The sequence below is a fragment of the Alitabrizicola rongguiensis genome, assembly GCF_021491355.1.
GTDB lineage: Bacteria > Pseudomonadota > Alphaproteobacteria > Rhodobacterales > Rhodobacteraceae > Aliitabrizicola > Aliitabrizicola rongguiensis.
Map to the genome: position 1 here is coordinate 101,445 of NZ_JAKENF010000004.1, position 20,225 is coordinate 121,669.

The 20,225-nt window shown below is 62.7% G+C and carries 22 protein-coding genes and 1 tRNA gene; 9 read left to right on the plus strand and 14 right to left on the minus strand.

What is annotated here, in order from left to right:
- From L0V05_RS20680 to L0V05_RS16610, 13 genes are all read right to left on the minus strand, one after another.
- Window positions 1-1,320, minus strand: a complete 1,320-nt coding sequence (locus L0V05_RS20680) for an ATP-dependent DNA helicase (RefSeq protein WP_234872431.1) — start codon at window positions 1,318-1,320, stop codon at window positions 1-3.
- Window positions 1,313-2,113, minus strand: a complete 801-nt coding sequence (locus L0V05_RS16555) for a hypothetical protein (protein ID WP_234872433.1) — start codon at window positions 2,111-2,113, stop codon at window positions 1,313-1,315. The genes L0V05_RS20680 and L0V05_RS16555 overlap by 8 nt, the downstream gene beginning before the upstream one ends.
- Window positions 2,110-2,319 (minus strand): hypothetical protein, encoded by a 210-nt coding sequence (locus L0V05_RS16560; protein WP_234872435.1) that lies wholly within the window; start codon window positions 2,317-2,319, stop codon window positions 2,110-2,112. The genes L0V05_RS16555 and L0V05_RS16560 overlap by 4 nt, the downstream gene beginning before the upstream one ends.
- A 10-nt stretch (window positions 2,320-2,329) precedes the next feature.
- A complete protein-coding gene (locus L0V05_RS16565; RefSeq protein ID WP_234872437.1) occupies window positions 2,330-2,557 on the minus strand; it encodes a DUF6511 domain-containing protein in 228 nt (75 codons plus the stop codon).
- Window positions 2,558-2,697: 140 nt separating this feature from the next.
- Entirely contained in the window at window positions 2,698-2,979 is a 282-nt protein-coding gene (locus tag L0V05_RS16570; protein ID WP_234872439.1) for a hypothetical protein, read from the minus strand.
- Window positions 2,980-3,010: 31 nt separating this feature from the next.
- Window positions 3,011-3,796 carry a hypothetical protein gene (locus L0V05_RS16575; RefSeq protein ID WP_234872944.1) on the minus strand — a complete coding sequence of 262 codons (786 nt, stop codon included), beginning with the start codon at window positions 3,794-3,796 and terminating at the stop codon, window positions 3,011-3,013.
- A gap of 21 nt (window positions 3,797-3,817) precedes the next feature.
- On the minus strand, window positions 3,818-4,675 hold the full coding sequence (locus L0V05_RS16580) for an ATP-binding protein (protein WP_234872441.1): 858 nt from the start codon (window positions 4,673-4,675) through the stop codon (window positions 3,818-3,820).
- Window positions 4,676-4,775: 100 nt separating this feature from the next.
- A complete protein-coding gene (locus L0V05_RS16585; RefSeq protein ID WP_234872443.1) occupies window positions 4,776-5,294 on the minus strand; it encodes a hypothetical protein in 519 nt (172 codons plus the stop codon).
- Complete coding sequence (locus L0V05_RS16590; protein ID WP_234872445.1) at window positions 5,294-5,686, minus strand: hypothetical protein; 393 nt, start codon at window positions 5,684-5,686, stop codon at window positions 5,294-5,296. Before L0V05_RS16590 ends, L0V05_RS16585 begins: the two co-directional genes overlap by 1 nt.
- Entirely contained in the window at window positions 5,686-6,042 is a 357-nt protein-coding gene (locus L0V05_RS16595; protein ID WP_234872446.1) for a hypothetical protein, read from the minus strand. The genes L0V05_RS16590 and L0V05_RS16595 overlap by 1 nt, the downstream gene beginning before the upstream one ends.
- Window positions 6,043-6,055: 13 nt before the next feature.
- Window positions 6,056-6,649, minus strand: a complete 594-nt coding sequence (locus L0V05_RS16600) for a sigma-70 RNA polymerase sigma factor region 4 domain-containing protein (RefSeq protein WP_234872448.1) — start codon at window positions 6,647-6,649, stop codon at window positions 6,056-6,058.
- A gap of 108 nt (window positions 6,650-6,757) precedes the next feature.
- On the minus strand, window positions 6,758-7,687 hold the full coding sequence (locus tag L0V05_RS16605) for a winged helix-turn-helix domain-containing protein (RefSeq protein ID WP_234872450.1): 930 nt from the start codon (window positions 7,685-7,687) through the stop codon (window positions 6,758-6,760).
- Entirely contained in the window at window positions 7,656-8,894 is a 1,239-nt protein-coding gene (locus L0V05_RS16610) for a hypothetical protein (protein WP_234872452.1), read from the minus strand. The genes L0V05_RS16605 and L0V05_RS16610 overlap by 32 nt, the downstream gene beginning before the upstream one ends.
- Before the next feature lie 359 nt (window positions 8,895-9,253).
- Here L0V05_RS16610 and L0V05_RS16615 point away from each other — a divergent pair, with 359 nt between their 5' ends.
- The 8 genes from L0V05_RS16615 to L0V05_RS16650 all read left to right on the plus strand — a co-directional run bounded on the left by L0V05_RS16615 (window position 9,254) and on the right by L0V05_RS16650 (window position 18,481).
- The gene (locus tag L0V05_RS16615) at window positions 9,254-9,709 is read left to right on the plus strand and encodes a DUF2924 domain-containing protein (RefSeq protein WP_234872454.1); all 456 of its coding nucleotides are present in this window, start codon (window positions 9,254-9,256) and stop codon (window positions 9,707-9,709) included.
- On the plus strand, window positions 9,706-11,031 hold the full coding sequence (locus L0V05_RS16620; protein ID WP_234872456.1) for a recombinase family protein: 1,326 nt from the start codon (window positions 9,706-9,708) through the stop codon (window positions 11,029-11,031). Before L0V05_RS16615 ends, L0V05_RS16620 begins: the two co-directional genes overlap by 4 nt.
- Window positions 11,028-11,417 (plus strand): hypothetical protein, encoded by a 390-nt coding sequence (locus tag L0V05_RS16625; protein ID WP_234872458.1) that lies wholly within the window; start codon window positions 11,028-11,030, stop codon window positions 11,415-11,417. Before L0V05_RS16620 ends, L0V05_RS16625 begins: the two co-directional genes overlap by 4 nt.
- Window positions 11,418-11,508: 91 nt before the next feature.
- Window positions 11,509-11,703 (plus strand): type II toxin-antitoxin system Phd/YefM family antitoxin, encoded by a 195-nt coding sequence (locus tag L0V05_RS16630; RefSeq protein WP_234872460.1) that lies wholly within the window; start codon window positions 11,509-11,511, stop codon window positions 11,701-11,703.
- Window positions 11,704-11,714: 11 nt separating this feature from the next.
- The gene (locus L0V05_RS16635; protein WP_234872462.1) at window positions 11,715-13,481 is read left to right on the plus strand and encodes a type I restriction-modification system subunit M; all 1,767 of its coding nucleotides are present in this window, start codon (window positions 11,715-11,717) and stop codon (window positions 13,479-13,481) included.
- The gene (locus tag L0V05_RS16640; protein ID WP_234872465.1) at window positions 13,474-14,163 is read left to right on the plus strand and encodes a restriction endonuclease subunit S; all 690 of its coding nucleotides are present in this window, start codon (window positions 13,474-13,476) and stop codon (window positions 14,161-14,163) included. Before L0V05_RS16635 ends, L0V05_RS16640 begins: the two co-directional genes overlap by 8 nt.
- Window positions 14,163-15,341 carry a hypothetical protein gene (locus tag L0V05_RS16645; RefSeq protein WP_234872467.1) on the plus strand — a complete coding sequence of 393 codons (1,179 nt, stop codon included), beginning with the start codon at window positions 14,163-14,165 and terminating at the stop codon, window positions 15,339-15,341. The genes L0V05_RS16640 and L0V05_RS16645 overlap by 1 nt, the downstream gene beginning before the upstream one ends.
- A complete protein-coding gene (locus L0V05_RS16650) occupies window positions 15,341-18,481 on the plus strand; it encodes a type I restriction endonuclease subunit R (RefSeq protein WP_234872469.1) in 3,141 nt (1,046 codons plus the stop codon). Before L0V05_RS16645 ends, L0V05_RS16650 begins: the two co-directional genes overlap by 1 nt.
- Before the next feature lie 286 nt (window positions 18,482-18,767).
- On the opposite strand, the gene L0V05_RS16655 is transcribed toward L0V05_RS16650, so the two are convergent.
- Window positions 18,768-18,857: transfer RNA gene (locus L0V05_RS16655), tRNA-Ser, on the minus strand.
- A 336-nt stretch (window positions 18,858-19,193) separates the two neighbouring features.
- On the opposite strand from L0V05_RS16655, the gene L0V05_RS16660 reads away from it, so the two are divergent.
- The gene (locus L0V05_RS16660) at window positions 19,194-20,114 is read left to right on the plus strand and encodes a lipid A-modifier LpxR family protein (RefSeq protein WP_234872471.1); all 921 of its coding nucleotides are present in this window, start codon (window positions 19,194-19,196) and stop codon (window positions 20,112-20,114) included.
- Window positions 20,115-20,225 lie beyond the last annotated feature (111 nt).

Consider the following 20,225-nt stretch of genomic DNA (forward strand, 5'->3'; position numbering starts at 1 on the left):
TCACGCCAGGAGGACGAGGCCGCGCTCGGCGCGGGTGATGGCAGTGTATAGCCAGCGGCGGCGGTCGATCTCGCTGCGGCCCAGCCCATCGTCCCAGACGATCACGTTCTCCCACTGCGATCCTTGCGCCTTGTGGGCAGTGATCGCCCAGCCGAAGGTCGCTTCGGTCAGCTTGCGCTTTTCCCGCCAGTCGCGGTCATGGCGCTTGGCATCGTAGGCGACGTGATCCTCGAAATGCCCCTTGTAGATGCGCAGCCGGCCCGGGCGGCCGTCGCTGTCGAATGGCGTCACACGTCGCCCGTCTTCGTCATGCACCACGGCTGAGAAGTAGAGGCTTCCCTCGTCGACGATATTCTCAAGGGTCAGGAACATGCCATTGATCAGACCGAGCGAGTTGTCGTTCTTCAGGCAGATGATCTTTTCCGCCCCGCCGGTGGGAAGATATGTCCCGCCCAGACCGGCCGCCGCGCGCATCGCGTTGTTCAACTGCAAGCGCGTCGCGTTCAGGCCGCAGATCAACTGCCCGCCGCGCAGCGCCTGATCCGGCGTGATGTCGCCTTTGCGCAGCTTGGCGACATGGGCGTCGTAAACCCCGAACCCGATGGGTTCCCCCATCCGCGCCATCGTGGCGAGACGGATGATGGCGCTTTCGGCTGCCTGGCGGTGAATCTCTGTCAGCATCACGTCGGGCGCGTCCCGGGTGAAGGCCCCTTCGCCCTTGATCGGCGGCAACTGGCCGGGATCGCCCAGCACGAGGATCGGCTTGCCGAAACTCATCAGGTCGCGGGCCATCTCCTCGCCCACCATCGACACCTCATCCAGCACGATCAGCCGCGCATCCGCGGCATCGCTTTGCGGGTTCAGGGCAAAGCGGGGATGCTTCATCGCGGACAGCGCCTGGCGCATCGCCTCGATCCCGGCTTCGGCCGCGGTCCTGTCGAAACCGGTCAGCCTGCGTGCGGCGCTCTCGGCCTCCTGAACCTTGGCGGCAGCGGCGGCGATTTCTTCCTCGGTCGCTTCGATCACCGAATAGATCAGGCTGTGGATGGTGCGCGCGGGCGTGCCCTTGCGAGTCAGCACGAGCGCAGCCTTGCCGGTGAAGGTGGCGGTCACGACGCCCGGGACGCAACGGCCGTCCTTGGCGCTGCGATGGGGTGACAGTCCAAGGTCGTCGAGGGCGAACTTCAGGACCGTGCTCTTGCCCGACCCGGCATAGCCGAAGAGCCGGAACACCTGGCTCGATCCGGTGCGGTTTTCGAACCAGTCGCGGACTTCGGCGATGGCGGCGGCCTGCGCGGCCGAGGGGACGAAGTCAGACACCGCCGCCCCTCCAGCACCGCCCCGCCCATGCGCAGGGCGCGTGCCACTTGCCGCCGGCCATGCCGCCCCGGCAGACGACCGCCGTGGGCTCGGTGGCCATCCGGGGCAACCATTCGCCTGCCGCCGAGGCCTGCACGACCGTGACGGCCCGATCCGACATCTCCTGCGCGAGGCGGGCATCGAACGGGACGAGTTCCGCGTGCAATTCCATCGTGTCGCGGTTCAGCGCGGTGAAGAGCGCCGGGTTGGGCAGGTCCATGTAAGCCTGATAGAGGGCGATCTGGGCGCCGTAGACCGGGCGCGCGATGCTGACGCCGCGCTTGACCACATCCTTCCAGCTGGAGGCCCCGAGCGCCTTGTTCTCCCAAAGCGCGGGGTACTCCATCGCGACGGGACCCGAAACGAAGCAGCCATCGATATGGCCCTTGAACCTTCCCGCCATGGCCTCGAAGCCGAACTGGCGGCCATCGGGGCGTTCAGTGCGCAGGTCGAACCCGGCTATCCTGAACCAGCCCGCGACGATGTCCTCGGCCCGATGGCCAGCCTCGAAGATCCGCAGGATGCGCGGCTCGAACTCCTGGCCCTCGTCCTTGGGCACTGCGAGAAAGTCGTACTGGATCTGGCGGAGGCAGTCGCGCCCCAGCCCCGAGGAACTGACATAGGTGCGGGGGCGCTCGGCGCGATTGCGCGCCGTCAGGGCCGCATCGATGGCGGATGAGACGGCCGTGGCGATCGGCGGTCGTGGCGCATCCTGGCCATAGTTGCAGCCAGAGCCATGGTTCAGATCGATCATCGGTCGCGTTCCCAGAAGCCGCCAGCCTGCGCGATGCAGGTCAGCTTGTGATGCTGGGCCTCTGTCAGCCGGGCGCGCGCGCCGAATTTCTCGAGCTTCTGGCGCAGACTCTCGCAGAACTCGACCTCGAAGTCGGTGATGGCGTTCGCCGTCGCGGCGGCGAGAAGGTCGGTCCAGGGGGCGGTCTCGTCGTTCAGATCGATCATGACGGCCCTCTCAAAACGGAATCGGATCGTCATGGGCCGTGCCGGTCCGTTCCTTGCGCGCGCCTTGCGCCAGCATGCTGTCCACGTAGCCGGTGACGGCCGCTTCGATCAGCCGGTCGATGTCGGCGGCGTTGCGGTTGAAGAAGGGCGCCATCAGGCCAAGGTCGGTCAGCGCTTCGGCGAACAGCACCCGGGCGTCGCGGATGGCCTGTGCCTCGCGGGCGGTCTTGTCGATCATGCCATTGTTCCTTTGGGCGATTGCGCTGCCCACGTCCTGACAGCGGAGCGAGCAGAAGCGGTGATAGGGGTAGCGGTCGTGCTGGAGCCGGTGGACGTAACCGAAGCCGCGGGCCTCCCGGGCGCAGACGGCGCAAATCGTCACCCGAGCAAGAGCGTCGCGATCGGGTCGTCCCGTGGCCAGTCCTGCTGGTGAAGCCGTTCCGACTGCATCACGATCCAGCGCGAGATGGCGTTCACCGCCATGGCCTCGAGGTCGGCGAGGGTAAGGCTTGCGATGGGGTGGTGCAGTCTTCCTCGGGCCTCGAGCCATGTTCCGATCTCCAGCGCGGCGGCGCGCGTCACATGCGCCTGCCATTCGTCGGGGGTCATGGGCCGGTCGCCCGGCCCAGCCCCATCGGGCTCGGCGGTGGTGGATCGCACCGACCCACCCGACCGCCGCTTCCGCCGCTCCTCAGCCATTGAGCCACGCGGGCATGGCGGGGGTGCCCGGCGCGGCAGGTGCCGGGGCCTGCGGCGTGGGCGGAGCGGCCGGGGCGTTCTGCGACCCCCAGGCGGGCGCCGGTGCCGCTGCGGGCTGCGGTGTCGCGCCCCAGTTCGGCGCCGCAAGCGACGGTTGCGCCGCGCCCCAGGCCGGTGCCGGGGCCTGCCAGCCCGGCGCCGCGACGCTCGCGGCCTTGCGCGGCGGGGCGTTGACCGGATCGGGCGGGACGGTTTCGCCGCGCATGATGGCGGCATGGTGCAGCTCGTCGGGCAGAACGACGTTGGCGATGCGGTTCTGGTCGCGGTACTGCGGGTTGGAGGCGGGCTCCACCATGATGCGGGCGGCGAAGACGATGCCCTCCAGATGCCGCAGACCGGGTAGAACCCGCTTGGCCTTGGCGGCGGGGCTTTCGTCCCTGGGATCAAGGCCAAGGGCGCTGTCCACGATGGCGCGAAAGGTGGATTTCGAAATCTTCCAGCCGATGGACTGGCCTTTCTCGTCCAGCTTGCCGCCCGCCACGGTGAAGCTCTGCCAGAACTTGCGGCGGGCATGGGGGCCGTCGACGACTGTGAACTCGCAGTCGAGCATGCGGGCGTCGCTGGACTGCGAAGCCTTCAGAAGCCCCGCATCCGCCGGGGTCGCGCCGTTCACGCCACCGGGGCGAATGGTCAGCCGCACCTTGGCGAAGGTGCCGTCGGGGATCAGTTCGCCAATGGGGGCCATCTGCGGCTGGGCGTCGTTCAGATCGTAGCTCATGGGATCATGTCCTTTCAGGGATCAGGAGGCGAAAGCGGATTGGTGGGGGGCGCGGCCGTCGATCCGGGCGAGCAGCGCGCCGAGATCGGGCGGTTCGGTCAGGTCTAGGCGGCCAGACCGGTCCTTGGCGGGAAGGCCCCACGGGTTGCCCGACTTGCAGACAAGGCGACGGTCGGTGGCGGTCTCGTCCAGCACCCAGCCACCCTCGGCATCGCGGGCGAAGAGGTGCATCGAGACGACCTGGTCCACGATGCCCGGCAACTCACGCCCGGCCTTGCTGCCTTCCATCTGCGGTTGCCAGGTGACGGTGCCGAAGTCGTCGGTCACCTTTTCCAGCACGCCGACGAAGATCACGGTCTTGCCGCGCGCATGCTGGAGGTGCTTGAGCGCCTGGATCACCTCTCGCCCCAGAAGCCCGTAGGCGCCCCGGACATCCGGCTTGCCGGTCCGGTCCGAGAAGGCCTCGGGCTGCTGGCGGGCATAGGCCATCGCCTGCCGCGTCAGATCGGTGATCGAGTCGACGAAGACGATGCGACGCTCGGCAAGGAAGGCCTCGATGCCGCTGTCGCGGTGGTGGGCCTGCAGCCACGCATGCCGTTCGGTCCCGTACCAGGACTGCGGATGCTGCGCGGGGTCCGGCCCGCCGATCAGCACGGCAAGATCGCGGAAGTCGGTGAAGCTGCGCACCGGGATCGACGCGCCGCGCCAGTCCTGCACCGATTTCATCCCGGCTTCGAGGTCGAGGCAGACGGTTTCCTCGGCAGGCAGTGACTTCAGAAGCGTGGTCTTGCCCACGCCCGGTGGGCCGAAGATGGCGAGCGAGGTCTTGTTCTCGGCGGCCGAGAGGCGTTCGTCGGCGGTGATGATGCGGAAGGCCATTGGGTTCTCCGAAGGATTGAAAGGGCGCGGCGGCGGGGGTGACCGGGTGCCGAAGGGGAACCTGCCCGGCGTTGCCGCTCGGGCGTCCCGCCGCCGCGCGTCACCGGTCTCGGGTCTCGAGCCGGAACACGGGTTTGCCGGTGGTCTCGGACCGGGCGGCGGCGAAGCCTTCCCGCATGGCGTCGGGCCAGGCCCCGAAACGGCGTTCCGGCACGCGGTAGGCGATCTCGAGATACTGGGTCGGATCGTCGCCCGCCTCGCGGATCCGGGTCGCCATCGCGGCCAGCCGGTCCTGATCCCATGTGACTTTCTTCGGCAGGTCGGCAATCACCACCACGCCCGCATCCTCGATCCGAACGGTGCCCGAGGCCTTGCCCTGCGCAGACCGCTCGGCCTCAGTCGCCGCGCCATAGCGCTGCGCCAGTGCCGCCTCGAAACGGTCCTTCAGCCGCTTCACCCGGGCTGTCTCTGCCGCTGCTGCTTCCTGCATCTCAAAAAGCAGGTCGGGCGGCATGTCGGCGATCTCGCCGATGGACAGCCGGTCGAGGTCATCGAACGTCGGCATGTTGTCGGCCCGCCCCTCGGTCGGCGCATCGGTGGTGGGGAACGGCACGGCCATCAGCGCCCCTCCCGCTTCAGGGCCGCGTCAACGGCGCGGTCCGTGCCGAGAGCCCCGGCCTCGCGGGCGAGGCGGTGGAGCCGTTCGAGCGCCGAGGAGCGGCGGATCGCGGCCGACACGTCGGCATTCGCCGCTACGACGGCGAAGGCGATGTCGTCGATGGTTGCCAACTCGATCAGCAGCGGTTCGGTCTCGTTCCCCTCGCGCCAGGGCGCGGGGATCGCATCCGGCAGGTCGTCGAGGCTGTGAAAGGAACGGCGGAGCCGCGTCATCAGGTTCGGCAGCCGCGCGGGCTGCGGCTCCGTTGTCACTGTCTCGGCCGGTTTACCGGCGATGGCGAAGTAGAGGGACGGCGGGAGCCAATCCCCGATCCAGGCAAGCATGGCGCGCATCAGGCGGCCTCCTCTGTCGCGATGAGTTGGGAAAGCGGGATCGGCGCATGGCGCGGTTTGGTCCGCGCGATGGCCAGATAGGCGAAGCGGTCGGGGCCGACCCGGACCTGCACCAGATGCACCAGCGAAGCCTCGAAGGCGCGGTGAGCAGCACTGGCCAGTGCCCCCAGCCTACGGCGATCCGGTTCCGGAAGGGTCGAGATCACCGCCGTGGCATCGATGCCGAGGAACCCGCGATGATACTCGAGGCGGTCGCCCGGCATGGCCTGACCGATCCAGGCGCAGAACTCGATGTCGGTGAGCGGCCGGGGCCTGGCCGGGATGAAGGCGGTGGGGTGCATGACGAACATCTCCATGTCGGTCCTCTACTCACGCCGCCTTGGAACCGTCCCACTCCGCCCCGAGCCCGCGCATCGCGAGGTCGAGCCGCAGGCGGGCGATGTGGCGGTAGAGGGCGGAACGGGAGATGCCGGTGCGGCTGACGATCTCGGGAACGGCACAGGTGCCAAGTGCTGCGCAGAGGCCACGCATGTCGTCCGGCAGATCGCCCAGCGCCCGGGCGAGATCGTGATGGGTCTCGGCATCATCCACGGCGGAGCGGTCCTGACCATGCCAGGCGGCCAGACCGTCCGCCTCCGCCAGCATGCAACCCAGCGGCTCGGTGCCGCCTGAAACGGGTGCATTCAGTGACAAAACCGTGCCACCCTGCGCGCGGCGCTGACGGTGATGGCGGATGGCGATGCGCGATGACTGGTTGCGCAGGACGATGTTGGCGAAGGCGCCGATGCTGCCACGGCGGGCGTCAAAACCCGGCAACCGGCAGATCAGGTCGACCAGCAGGTCCTGGCGGAGATCTTCGAGATCGGCGGCGGGCAGCACCAGCTTGCGATGCAGGCGGCGCGCGGCAAAGGTCGCTTCTTCGATCAGTGCGGCAAGGTCGTCGGGGGAAATCGGCGGAAACATTCGGGAGCACCTCGGAACATGTTGCTGTTGTTCCGAATGTGCCGCTCAGACCGCTGCTGCCGGTGTGATTGCCGTGTGTTTGTTATGTGCGGATTGTGTGTGACGGCCTCAGGGCTCGATGACCACTTCGGCAGGGTCGAGGCCGAGCCGATAGCCGCGCGCATGCACCGTCGCGACCAACGCCTTTGCTTGGTCGCTGGTCAGCCCACAACTGACCAACGCCTTCCGAAGGTCCCGAATGATCTGGTTGGGCGGCCGGCCGGTCTGCGTCTCGATCTCCTGATTCTTCAGGACAGGATCACGCTTGGCGGATTGCTCGATCAGCAGACGAAACAGCGCGAACATCTGTGTCGGCAGGTCGAGCCGACGCCCGTCGAGAGTGACCGATTGCGCCGAAAGCTTCACGACAAGGCGCGGCACTGAAGATGGCGGATTGAGGACGAGGCGTTCCGTGCCAACTGTTCCCGCCTTGAAAACCGCCGCGATCTCTTGGGGCTCGATCCCAACCTCCCGCAATCTGACAGCGATTGCCGCGGAAAGGTCGTGGACGATTGCCAAGATCGGCTTCGGCCCCACGGCCGCCCTGATCGCCATCACAGCGCCCGGCGCAACCAGATCTTCAGCATCGAATGACAGGACCACGGCATGCCCGGATGGGGTCTCCCCCAACAGCCAGACGCCGTCAGCAATGCAGGCAACTGCGCCGCCCAGATTCCCGCTGGCAGCAATCCGGGCCACAAGCCGGTCAGCGTCGACCGAAAAGCGGCTCAGATCGTCCTTCTGAAGGATCACGTCTTCGGCCGGATCGTGCGGGCAGCAAGCGCGGAACGCGTCGTCCAACTGTTCGAGGGGGCGAGCATCAAGCCCGCAGTCGCACTCGGCGCAGACCGACCAGGTATCTACCTTCCGCTCTTCGATCAGCACCTGCGCCCGCAAAAGGCGCTCGACTTCGCTTGCGGGAAAGCGGCCCAACGCCCGGCCCGAGATCGAGACCCGGGCGCCGCCCTCACTCAGCCGCGTCCACAACCATGCCAGCATCGCGGTCCTTCTCGAGCCCATTGCGCTGCACCAGCGTGTGGATCGCCTTTTCAAACCGCGTCCGGCGGAAGGCGAGCGTGCCCGGCGGCTTCAGCCGCACCGTGACCTGTGCAGGTCGCTTTGCGCCTGTTTCGAAGGCGACCCGGAAGGTGATCTCTCCCAACCTCCAGCCCCGACCGAACCGCACCTCGCTGCCCCGGAAATGCGTCAGCGCGCCGCCGGATGCGTCCTTCGACTCCCAGCTGCGCACATGCCGCCAGCGCTGATCCTCTTCATCCCGCTCGAAGAGGTCAGCAGCGGCAGCCACGATCCGGACCTCCTTGATGGTCGCATCATATCGATGCTGGAACGCGAAATCGGGCCCGGCATCGCTGATCGGATCGAGCGTGTAGAGATCGCGCGCGTCACGCCCCGAGAAGAAGCCCGGCCGCCTCAAGATATGCCGGGCGAAAAGCTCGGCGATCTCGCCTTGCTGCGCCTTGACTACGCCGCCAACGAACAGGCGTCCTTCCATCGGGGAGTAGCGCAGCACCGCATACTTCACCGCGCGAAGAGTGATGATCTCTTCCCGATCGCCGGTGACCACCGGCGTTGTGGTGACTTGCGCCCCATGGCTGATCACCAGGTTGATTTCGCCGTCTTCTTCATAAGGCCCAAGGCGGCAATATTGACCCTGCAGGTCCTGGGAAAACAGATTGATCACCGCGGCCTTGAAAGCCTCGGTCATTTCTTCGGTCAGGTCCGCACCCACGTCTCGCTCTGGGCCGCGGAACTCTGCAGGCGATGTCGGTGCCCGAAGGGCGTGGAAGTCGGCTGCTGCCTCGAAAACGCGGTGATGCAGCAGATAGGTGTGCAGCGCGACGTGTTTGGGATCGTGCCGGACGGGCGCGGCATTGGCGTCATCGGAGTCGGGATCCGTATAAAGAACGACACCGCGGCGACGGGCCTCGCTCAAGATAAGCTGCATGCCCTCGCCTGTACCAAGCTCGGCGACGCGATGCAGATCGGCGACCATTCCAGCATTCCAACCTGTAATGGTGCCTTTGAAATACGCGATCAAAGCTTCGCGAATGGTCGCTGCATCGCCTTCGAACGACAAAGGGAGCCCATCTTCGCCAAAGTGCCGAACGAATAATGTCCGCATGAGTGCAGGATCGACGGTCTTGAGGAACTTCGCATTTACAAACTTCTTGAGATCGGAACCCACGGGAACACCTCGCAAACGGCCGCTTTGTTCTGATTATGTTCTAAACCATGGATCAACCATGAGTCGAGTCCAGCGGCGCATACAGTACACACATACACGCTGGGACGTATTGACGGGGGCGTGAGTAGAGGCAGGGCAAGCCAACCTGGACTTGCCAGCATGAAACGCCCCAATCCCCTGCCGCCCGACCAGATGACCGCTGCCGAGCGTCGCACCGAGTTGTGCACCTTGCTCGCTCTCGGGCTGGTCAGGCTCATGCAGCGCGAGCGGGGCGAACCTTCTGACGAAACTGGAGAAATTCGCCTACACTATCGGGCCGACCGATGCCGTCATGCAACCCCGAACCCAACGGAGACCGCATGACGACACACGACCCCATCCCCGCGCGCCTGGCCGCGCTGAAGACAACGCCGACGCCCGACCTGAAGAAGCAGTGGCGCGACCTGTTCGACAGTGAGCCGCCGCCCTTCAACCGGCGCTACCTCGAGTCCCGCCTTGCCTACCGCATCCAGGAACTCGCCTATGGCGGGCTGAAACCCGAGACCGTCCGGCGGCTGGAACGGCTGGGCGAGGAACTGGACGGCGGCGACAAGAAGAAGCGCGGCATCCGCCTCGACCGTGATCGCCCCATCACGGGCACGCGGCTTCTGCGCGAATGGCAGGGCGTCGAATACGTCGTGACTATCACCGCCGACGGTTTCGAATGGCAGGGACGCCCCTACAAATCGCTGTCTGCCATCGCACGCGCCATCACCGGCACGCGGTGGAACGGCTGGGTGTTCTTCGGCCTCAAGAACCACAGGGGGCGGACATGACGAAGCCGCCTGAAAAATCGAAGGTCGTCCGAAAGCTGCGCTGCGCGGTCTACACCCGGAAATCCTCGGAGGAAGGGCTGGAGCAGGAGTTCAACAGCCTGCATGCCCAGCGCGAGGCCTGCGAATCCTACATCGCCAGCCAGCGGTCCGAGGGCTGGGTGCTGGTCCGCGATCAGTATGACGACGGCGGCATCTCCGGCGGCACGCTGGAACGGCCCGGCCTGAAGCGCCTGATGGCCGACATCGAGGACGGGCTGGTCGACGTAGTGGTGGTCTACAAGATCGACCGCCTCAGCCGCTCGCTGGCCGACTTCGCCAAGCTGGTCGAGGTGTTCGACCGGAACGGCGTGACCTTCGTCTCGGTGACGCAGTCGTTCAACACGACCACCTCCATGGGGCGGCTGACGCTGAACATCCTCTTGTCCTTCGCCCAATTCGAGCGCGAGGTGACGGCCGAGCGTATCCGGGACAAGGTCGCCGCCAGTCGGAAGAAGGGGATGTGGATGGGCGGGGTGCCGCCCTTCGGCTACCGGGTCGAGAACCGGAAGCTGTTGGTCGACCAAGCCGCCGCAGCGCATGTGCGCTGGATCTTCGCCCGCTTCCTCGAGATCGGGTCCTGCACGGTTCTGGCCCGCGAGGTCGGTGCGCGGGGCCTTGGCACCCCGCGCGGCAACCGGATCGACAAGAAGTATCTCTACCGGATGCTGTCGAACCGCGCCTACCTCGGCGAGGCGGTGCACAAGGGCGACAGCTACCCCGGCGAACACGAAGCCATCATCGACCGCGAGACATGGGACCGCGTCCACGCCATCCTGCAGGAAAGCCCACGCAAGCGCGCCGCCCGGACTCGCGCCGACACGCCAGCGCTGCTGAAGGGACTACTCTTCGGTCCCGATGGCGCCGCGTTCTCGCCGACCCATACGCGCAAGGGCGACAGGCTCTACCGCTACTACGTCAGCCAGACAGTGCTGAAGCACGGTGCCGGGTCATGCCCCGTGGGTCGCGTGCCAGCAGGGGAGATCGAGGCCACGGTCATCGACCAACTCCGTGCCGTGTTCCGACAGCCAGAGATTGTTGCGGGGACTTGGAAGGCGGCGCGTGCCCAAGCCGACGACGTCTCCGAGGTCGACGCTCGCGGGGCATTGCAGCAGCTCGACCCGCTGTGGGACGAACTCTTCCCCGCCGAGCAGGCGCGCATAGTCACGCTGCTGGTCGAGCGCGTCGATATCGGCACGAACGGGCTCAACTTCCGGCTCCGGATGGACGGCCTCGGAGGGCTCGCGCGCGAGATGCTGTCTGGCAGCATCGGAGCAGCGGCATGACCCGCGCGACGGCGGTCCCCGAGACGGTCACAATCCACGTGCCATTCCGCATCGTGAAGCGCGGCGGGCGGAAGGAGATGCAACTGCCCGAGGGCGCCACCCTGCCGCGAAGGACCGACAACACGCTGGTCAAGGCGCTGGCCCGCGCCTTCCGCTGGAAGCGGATGCTGGAGTCTGGCGAGTTCTCGACGATCGCCGAGCTGGCCGAGCGCGAGGGGATCGCGTCGTCCTACTTGACTCGGGTGCTGCGCCTCACGCTGCTCGCGCCCGACATCGTCGAGGCCGTTCTCGAAGGACGACAGGGCGGTGACGTCACGCTCGCCCGACTGATGGAGCCGTTCCCGCTGAGCTGGAGCGATCAAAGAGACACTTTCTCCAGTCCTTGAACACCGCGCTTCTGACATCCTGCGCAAACGCCACTATTGCTTCATTGGGCCAAATTGGCCAAAAGTGGCGAAGACATAAGCGGGGAGTCGCATGCAGACCCTGAGCGCGAAAGACGCGAAGTATGGCTTCGGTCGGCTGATCGACCTCGCCCGCGCCGAACCTGTTGCGGTCGCCAAGCATGGTCGGCCCGTCGTTGTGGTGATGTCGGTGGAGGAGTTCGAGCGGTTGAAGGAAATTGAGTTGGAGCGAAGCGCGAAGACGCCACGCTCCGGTGAAAAGAAGTGACGCGGGGCGAAATGGGTGATCAGGCGAAAAAAGACAGTTTCGTGGCGGCATTGGCGGAGCTTGGTGGCTCAGCCGGCAACGGGCTCTTGCGCGAAACCCTGCAATGGGACGAGGCTGCCTACAACTCGGTGAAGGATGAACTCGTCGCCGAGGGCGCCGTAACGCCCGGGCGTGGTCGCGGCGGTTCGGTCTCTCTCGGCGGCGCGGTAGAAGCCGGAGCCGACGAACCCCTGACGGTCGCCGCCCGCGCGAAGGCTCCTCGCGCCAATGGGAATGGCGGAAACCTTGGGTTCGAGGCTGATCTCTTCAAGGCCGCGGACAAGCTGCGCGGCAACATGGAGCCATCCGACTACAAGCACGTCGCGCTCGGCCTGATTTTCCTCAAGCACATTTCCGACAGTTTCGAGGCCAAGCGCGCCGAGCTAATGGCCGATTATCCCGACGGCGCCGAAGACCCGGATGAATACTCCGCCGAAAACGTCTTCTGGGTGCCGAAGGAAGCCCGTTGGTCGCACCTTCAGGCGAACGCGAAGCAGCCATCGATCGGAAAGATGATCGACGAGGCGATGATCGCCATCGAGAAGCGAAACGAAAGCCTTAAGGGTGTGCTGCCCAAGGATTACGCCCGGCCCGCGCTCAATGCAGTGATGCTCGGCGAACTGATCGACCTAATTTCCGGCATCGCGCTTGGGCAGGAAAAGGGCGAGGCGCGCGATGTGCTTGGCCGCGTCTATGAGTATTTCCTCGGGCAGTTCGCAGGATCGGAAGGCAAGCGCGGCGGCGAGTTCTACACGCCAAGCTCCGTTGTCCGAGTGATGGTCGAGATGATCGAACCTTACAAGGGCCGCGTCTACGATCCGTGTTGCGGATCGGGCGGAATGTTCGTGCAGTCAGAAAAGTTCGTGGAACTCCATGGTGGACGCATAGGCGACATCGCCGTCTATGGTCAGGAGTCGAACTACACGACTTGGCGGCTCTGCAAAATGAACTTGGCGGTGCGTGGCATAGACGCGGACATACGGTGGAACAATGAAGGCAGCTTCCACAGAGATGAACTCCGCGATCTCAAAGCTGACTATATACTCGCGAACCCACCATTTAACATATCTGACTGGGGCGGCGAGCGACTAAGGGACGATGTCAGATGGACGCTGGGGACGCCACCTTCGGGCAACGCTAATTATGCCTGGCTACAACACATTCTTCATCACCTGACACCGAATGGAACGGCCGGCGTGGTGCTTGCCAACGGATCGCTAACGTCAAACCAAACTACCGAGGGCCAAATTCGTCGAGCAATGATTGAAGGTGACTTCGTTTCTTGCATCCTGACACTTCCAGTACAGCTATTCTACTCAACTCAAATTTCCGCAAGCATCTGGTTCTTGAGTCGAAACAAGATGTTTCGGGACGGCGCCGATCGCCGAAAACAGGTTCTATTTATTGATGCACGTGGAATGGGCCACCTAGTCGATCGGACCCGTCGCGAATTCTCGAATCAAGAAATTGCGAGGATTGCGCAATCCTATAGAAGCTGGAAGAGCCACTCCTATCGGGACGTTCCGGGCTTCTGTCGATCTGTGAGTGTTGAAGAAATATCAAAGCACCGTTGGGCGCTTGTTCCCGGTCGATACGTTGGTTTCGATCGGTCAGAAATCTCGTCCAGCGCAATAGGCCAGCTAGAAAGCGACTTTGTTCAACTAAAGACTGCTTTGGTCAACCTTCCGGCAGAAGTCGAGAAGTCAATCAACATTTTTGAAGGCCTATTCAATGGCTGAGCCCTTTCTTGATCACCCAAATGGCTGGACTGTCATCTCATTGGAGCCAAACCCGAGATCCGGCTTCATCGAACGCGTTGAAAGCGGAGGGACTCCAAGCACATCCAATGACGACTACTGGGACGGCGATATTCCCTGGCTCACGCCAAAGGAGATAACGCGCAATGAAGGGGGCCTATATGTTTCGAGCACAGAGCGGAATATTACCCCAGCCGGAATGCAAGGGAGCGCCGCCAAGCTGATGCCCGTGGGCACCGTTATGCTGACAAAGCGAGCTCCTGTTGGTGCTGTGGCTATAGCGACGGTGCCCATGTGCACAAACCAGGGCTTCCTCAACTTCATTTGCGGAAAGTCTCTGCTTCCCACGTATCTCGCATACTGGCTTCTTGCAAATCGTCGATATTTAGATGCTGTAGCCAACGGGTCAACGTATCCGGAACTTTACAAGGGAGATCTGTTCGAGTTTGAGATGGCAGTTCCGCCGCTTGAGAAGCAGCGAGAGATATTAAGAATAATTTCCGCTGCAAAGCAGCTTGCCCTGTGTCTCGATGCCACTTCTCATTCCGCGATCGACGTGGAAGAGGTCCTTCACCTCCAAACGCTTCGGGATCGAGTGAACGGGTTTTACTCAACTCTTCTGCCCGTAATCTTTTCCGGCCGATTGATCGGAGAAAAACTCTGATGGCACTGTGTCTATCCGCGGGGTGCCTCAAGAAACAAGGCCATTCCGGTGGCCACAATCCACATCCATCACAAGCATGGGGTTTCCTTGCATCTAAGGACAAGGACAAAATCACAAAGGCAGGCTTTGCTACCCCACGCGGCGGAGCAAAGGGAGCATATCAAAACCACGTCTTGCGAAGCAACAAGGTCATTGTTCCTTTCGAGCGATTAGGCCAGGCACCACTCCACAAATATGAAGATGGCTTCGTTATTCGTCTTTTCCCGGATCAGTATTTCGACGCTCCTGGACAGCCGAAGCCCTACTTCGCTGCGGCTGACGCGCCCAAACCAGGGCAGGACGCATTTGTCCTTTATCGAACCCACCATCAGCTTCAGACCTATCCGCCACCGCCCAACTGGCGGGTGCGCTCTCTGTCTTTAGATGGCGTTCCAATCAATGAGAGATCCGCGGGAGCCATCGACGAAGGTGAGTACGTCTTGCGTATTGCAGCACATGGCAACAACGCCGCGCGAACGGAGGGTCCACCGCAAGGAATATTCGCGCCTGAGTATGCAAACGAGAACGCGAACTTCCTGGCGAAGTGTATATTGGCGTGGCTTACCGCTCACACAGTGGACAGCCCCTATGTTGCTGCTCAAACCGAGCATTTAGAGGCAATCCTCGCTTATTATGGGCTATTCGACCCGAAAGAGTGGGAAGCTCTTGGGTTAGTGAGGAGCGGCTTCAGTTCGTGTCCGTTGTGCATGAAGCTAATCAAATACAACGAGCTTCACGACCAAATCGCCTTCTCCGATGAAGCCTCATTGCTCAATGCAGCTGAACAGGTCGCAAACGCTACCCGATCTACGGTGGTGAACCTTTTTCATATGGTGCCGCTAACCTATTCGGACATTGAGCACATTCCCCAGAATGTCGCGTGGGGGCATGCGATCTGCAACACGAAACTCGGACAGAGGCGATGCTATCCGATTGCGCAACTAATTGCTGACGGACAAAAGGTTGGCACCATTGATACTGAAGGCATCGTTTCTACGTTCGGATGGGCTTCGCAAAATCTGGAAATGATTCGGTCGCCAGCAGGGGCAGTATGGATACGGATTGTTGAGGATCACCTGTCCGCCGAGGAGCAGTCAATGCTTCTTGAATACCTCCAGGTTTTTGAGGGTGGCGAGTGATGGCATACCTTTCGGAAGCTGCCGTTGAAGCTGTCGTGCTCGATCATCTTGCTCGCCTCGGCTACGCGATCGCCACCGATACAGAAATCGGCCCGGACGGAACAGCGCCCGAGCGGGAAGCCTATGCCGATGTGGTGCTTGTCAGGCGGCTGACAGCGGCCATTAAAAGGCTCAACCCTGCGATTCCGGCTGAGGCGCACAGTGATGCACTGCGTAAGGTTCTGGCTACCGAGAAACCGTCGCTCGTCGAAGAGAACCGCCGCCTGCACAAGCTGATGGTCGAGGGTGTCGATGTCGAATTCTACAGCGAAGATGGCACGATCCGCGGCGACAAAGTTCGCCTGATCGATTTCGACGATCTTGCCGCGAACGACTGGCTGGCGACGGGCCAGTTCACGGTGATCGAAGGCAGCGTCAACCGGCGGCCGGATATCGTGGTCTTCATCAACGGGCTGCCTCTTAGCGTGATCGAGCTTAAAGCGCCGGGCGGCGAGAACGCAACGCTTGCCGGCGCTCACAACCAGCTTCAGACCTACAAGGCGCAAGTCCCCTCGCTCTTCCGGACGAACGCCGTCCTTGTCACCTCGGATGGCATCACGGCCCGCGTCGGCTCGCTGACCGCCGATCAAGAGCGCTTCATGCCCTGGCGCACCACGGATGGAAAAGTCATCGCCGCGAAGGGCCAGCCGGAACTCAATATCCTGATCGAAGGCGTTTTCGAGCGTCGCCGCCTGCTCGATCTACTGCACGACTTCACGGTGTTCGGCGAGACAGGTTCGGGCCTCGCCAAGATCATCGCAGGCTATCATCAATTTCATGCCGTGCGGCACGCTGTGGACAAGACCGTTGAGGCGTCGGCGCCCCAGGGCGACCGAAAGGTCGGGGTGATCTGGCACACGCAGGGGTCGGGCAAGAGCCTGCTGATGGCGTTCTATGCCGGGCAGCTTGTGCGGCGTCCTGAACTTGAGAACCCGACGATCGTCGTCATTACCGATCGCAACGATCTGGACGACCAGCTTTTCGGCACGTTTTCGATGTGCCGCGATCTGATCCGGCAAACGCCCATTCAGGCAGAAAGCCGCGAAGATCTGCAATCGGCGCTTAGTCGTGCCTCCGGCGGCGTGATTTTCACGACCATTCAGAAGTTCTCGCCGGCAACCGGCGAAGCGACCTATCCCATGTTGTCGGATCGCCAGAACATCGTCGTGATCGCCGACGAAGCCCATCGAAGCCAATATGGCTTCCGGGCACGGATCGAACAGAAGACCGGCGAGATCGCCTATGGCTTCGCGAAGTATCTGCGCGATGCCCTTCCGAACGCGTCCTTCATCGGATTCACCGGAACGCCAATCGAAAAGGACGACGTCAACACGCCTGCCGTGTTCGGCGAATACATCGACGTTTACGACATCAGCCGGGCGGTAGAAGACGGCGCTACGGTCCCGATTTACTACGAGAGCCGCCTTGCGCGTATCGAGCTTCCCGATGAGGAGAAGCCAAAGATCGATGCCGAGATCGAGGAACTGACCGAAGACGAAGCGGTCACTGAACAGGAGAAGATCAAGCGCAGATGGGCGACCGTCGAGGCGCTGGTCGGCTCCGAGAAGCGGCTGGCGATGGTGGCCGCCGATCTGGTGCGGCACTTCGAGGATCGCGTTGCCGCGATGGACGGCAAGGCGATGGTGGTCTGCATGAGCCGCCGGATCTGTGTGGCGCTATACAACCAGATCATCGCGCTTCGGCCCGATTGGCACAGCGACGACGATGCCGCGGGCGCGATCAAGGTTGTGATGACCGGTTCGGCTGCCGATCCGCAGAGTTGGCAACCGCACATCGGTACCAAGGCGCGGCGTGATCTCTTGGCGAAGCGCGCGAAAGACCCAAAAGATGCGCTGAAACTCGTGATCGTGCGGGATATGTGGCTCACCGGCTTCGACGCCCCGTCCATGCACACGATGTATATTGACAAGCCGATGAAGGGCCACGGGTTGATGCAGGCCATCGCCCGCGTGAACCGGGTCTTCCGCGACAAGCCGGCTGGCCTCGTCGTCGACTATATCGGCATCGCCCAGAACCTTAAGAATGCGCTCGGTCAGTATTCCGGTTCTGACCAGCGCCAGACCGGAATCGATGAAGCCGAAGCGGTCGCCGTCCTCGTTGAGAAGTACGAGGTCGTTAAGGCGATGTATCACGGCTTCGACTATGCCCGGGGGCTGGCTGGTACACCGCATGAACGGCTGATCGTTCTGGCAGAGGCGATCGAGTGGATTCTGACGCGTCAGCATGAAGCTGCAGCAAGGGAATCCAGCGAGGAAGGCAAGCGTCGCGAGAAACGACGCTATCAGGATTCCGTGCTCGCAGTTTCAAAGGCCTTCGCCTTGGCCTCTGCAAGCGATGAGGCCCGCAACATTCGAGATGAAGTCGGCTTCTTCCAGACGGTGCGTGCCGCCCTAGTAAAGTCGTCCGACGGCGTAGGAAAGAGCGCTGCCGATCGCGAGTTCGCAATCCAGCAGATCCTCAATCGGGCGGTCGTCTCGACAGAGATTGTGGACATTCTCGCTGCCGCCGGCATTACGGCACCGGATATCTCAATCCTGTCGGACGAATTCCTTGCAGAGGTTCAGCAGCTTGAAAAAAAGAACCTCGCACTTGAGGCCTTGCGGAAGCTACTGAACGATGAAATCCGCTCGCGCAGCAAGACGAACGTCGTCGAGACCAAGCGCTTTTCTGAGCGCCTGGAAGCCGCTATCGCCCGCTACCACACGAACGCGATCAGCACTGTTGAGGTATTGCAGGAACTGATCGACCTCGCAAAAGAAGTCCGCGCCGCCCGCAGGCGCGGTGAGGATGAAGGCTTGTCTCAGGACGAGATCGCGTTCTATGACGCGCTCGCCGAAAATGAGAGCGCGGTCGAACTGATTGGCAACGACGCTCTCAAGGTGATCGCGCACGAACTCCTCGTCAGCCTCAAGGGTAGCGTTTCCGTGGACTGGTCACATCGCGAGAGTGCCAGGGCTCGAATGCGCGTGCTAGTGAAACGAATTTTGCGGAAGCATGGCTTCCCGCCTGACTTACAGGATGCTGCTGTGCAAACTGTCCTTCGTCAGGCCGAAGCTCTTTCATCGCAGTGGGCAGTGTGAACCCGTTCATTGGCTGAGTGCATTTCGACCCGGGTTCCGGTCCGCATCCAGTTGAACGGTTCGAAGGCCACAGCCTGCGCGAAAGGAGAAAGTGTTACTTTTCATTGTCTTGCAGGAGATTCACCAAAATGGCGCAGGCAACAGGTCTGGAGAATATCGGCCCAGAGAGACCGCTTCCGAGGATCTTGGCACCGGGGTAGGTTAACAGCCCCACCCGCATAACCCCCGAAAACAACGGAAAAATCCGGCCGCAGCCGGATCGGGAGAACGCTTTCGCAAGGGCAAGTGGCGGAGTGGAAGGGATTCGAACCCTCGAGACGGTTCCCCGCCTGCACCCTTAGCAGGGGTGTGCCTTCGACCACTCGGCCACCACTCCGCCGCCTCCTATATGGATCAAGGTCAGCGAAAACAAGGCGATTTTGCATACGACCTCACGGTGGCGCAGGAATTGGCGTACCGCCGGTTCGCGAGCCTGACTGGATGTCTGACAGCCTCAAGGCGGCGACAGCCACAGTCTCTGACTTCACTCCTTGCAGCGACGTCGGCAAGTGAACAACAGCTCCCAAAAAAATGGTCTACATCAATGCTTTTCTAGCCCTGATATGCGAATTTCCAGTTGAGGGGCTTTCTTGACGGAGGAAGTTCGATGACGTCAGTCTATCGGGCAGCTCGAGTTGTGGGAACATCGCCTCTTTCGCGGCATCCCGGTCGAATGCCTTTTCTGTTTGCCAACATCTGCGTGGCAGGAATGGCATTGGTGTCCCTCTCCTGCCCTGTCGTTGCTCAGGAACGGACCGGTCTGGGATGGGGGCGGTTGTTCAACAACGACGGACTTGCCGACCAAGAGGACAGATGGCGCACAGGCTCCTACACGGTCAGCCGTGTGGTCGGACCGGAATGGTCAGGCGAATTGCCGACTTCCTTTGGCGCTATCCTGGAATACCGTTTCCGCGGCGAGATCATTGCCCCAAACAACCTGGAGGACCCGGCAGAGAACGATCGCGACTATGCCGGCAATCTAAGCTTCGGCGTGCACACACACTGGGCCGTTCAGAAACTGGAAGCGAGTGTGGGTCTAGACCTTGTGATGACCGGCGAGCAGACCGGTCTCGCGAGCTTTCAGGAAGATGTCCACCGGGCCTTGAACTTCGGGCAGGTCAACGTCTCCGATCATCAGATAGACAACGGACTGTACCCGACTCTGCTTGGAGAGATCGGTCGGCGGTATCAGGTTGGTCCGAGCGTGAGTGTACGGCCGTTCGCCGAGGCGCAAGCCGGCGCAGAGACCTATATCCGTTTGGGTGCGGACGTTCTCATCGGGCAATACTGGGTAGACTCGCTGCCGCTCCGCGACAGTTCGACAGGCCAACTCTATCGGGGAATCGCGGGCAATCGTACCCCCGGCCTCTCTTTCCTCGTCGGCGGCGACTATGCCTATGTCTTCGACAGTGTGTATCTGCCGTCTGGCGAGATCCCGGAACTGGCCAACAATCGCGGGCGACTGCGTGCTGGCATGTACGCGCAAGGCGACCAGGTCGGCTTCTTCTACGGTCTGACGTGGTTGGGCCGGGAGTTCGAGGGGCAGCCCCACAATCAGGTTGTCGGGTCGCTCCGGATCGACATCATGTTCTGACAGGCGGATTTGGGCTCAGGCCAGCCAAGCCGACATCAGCCACCGCGCGATTGGCCAAGTGACCTGGGTCGAGGCTCCAAAGAAGAGCCTCGTTGGCGCAACCCATCTTCA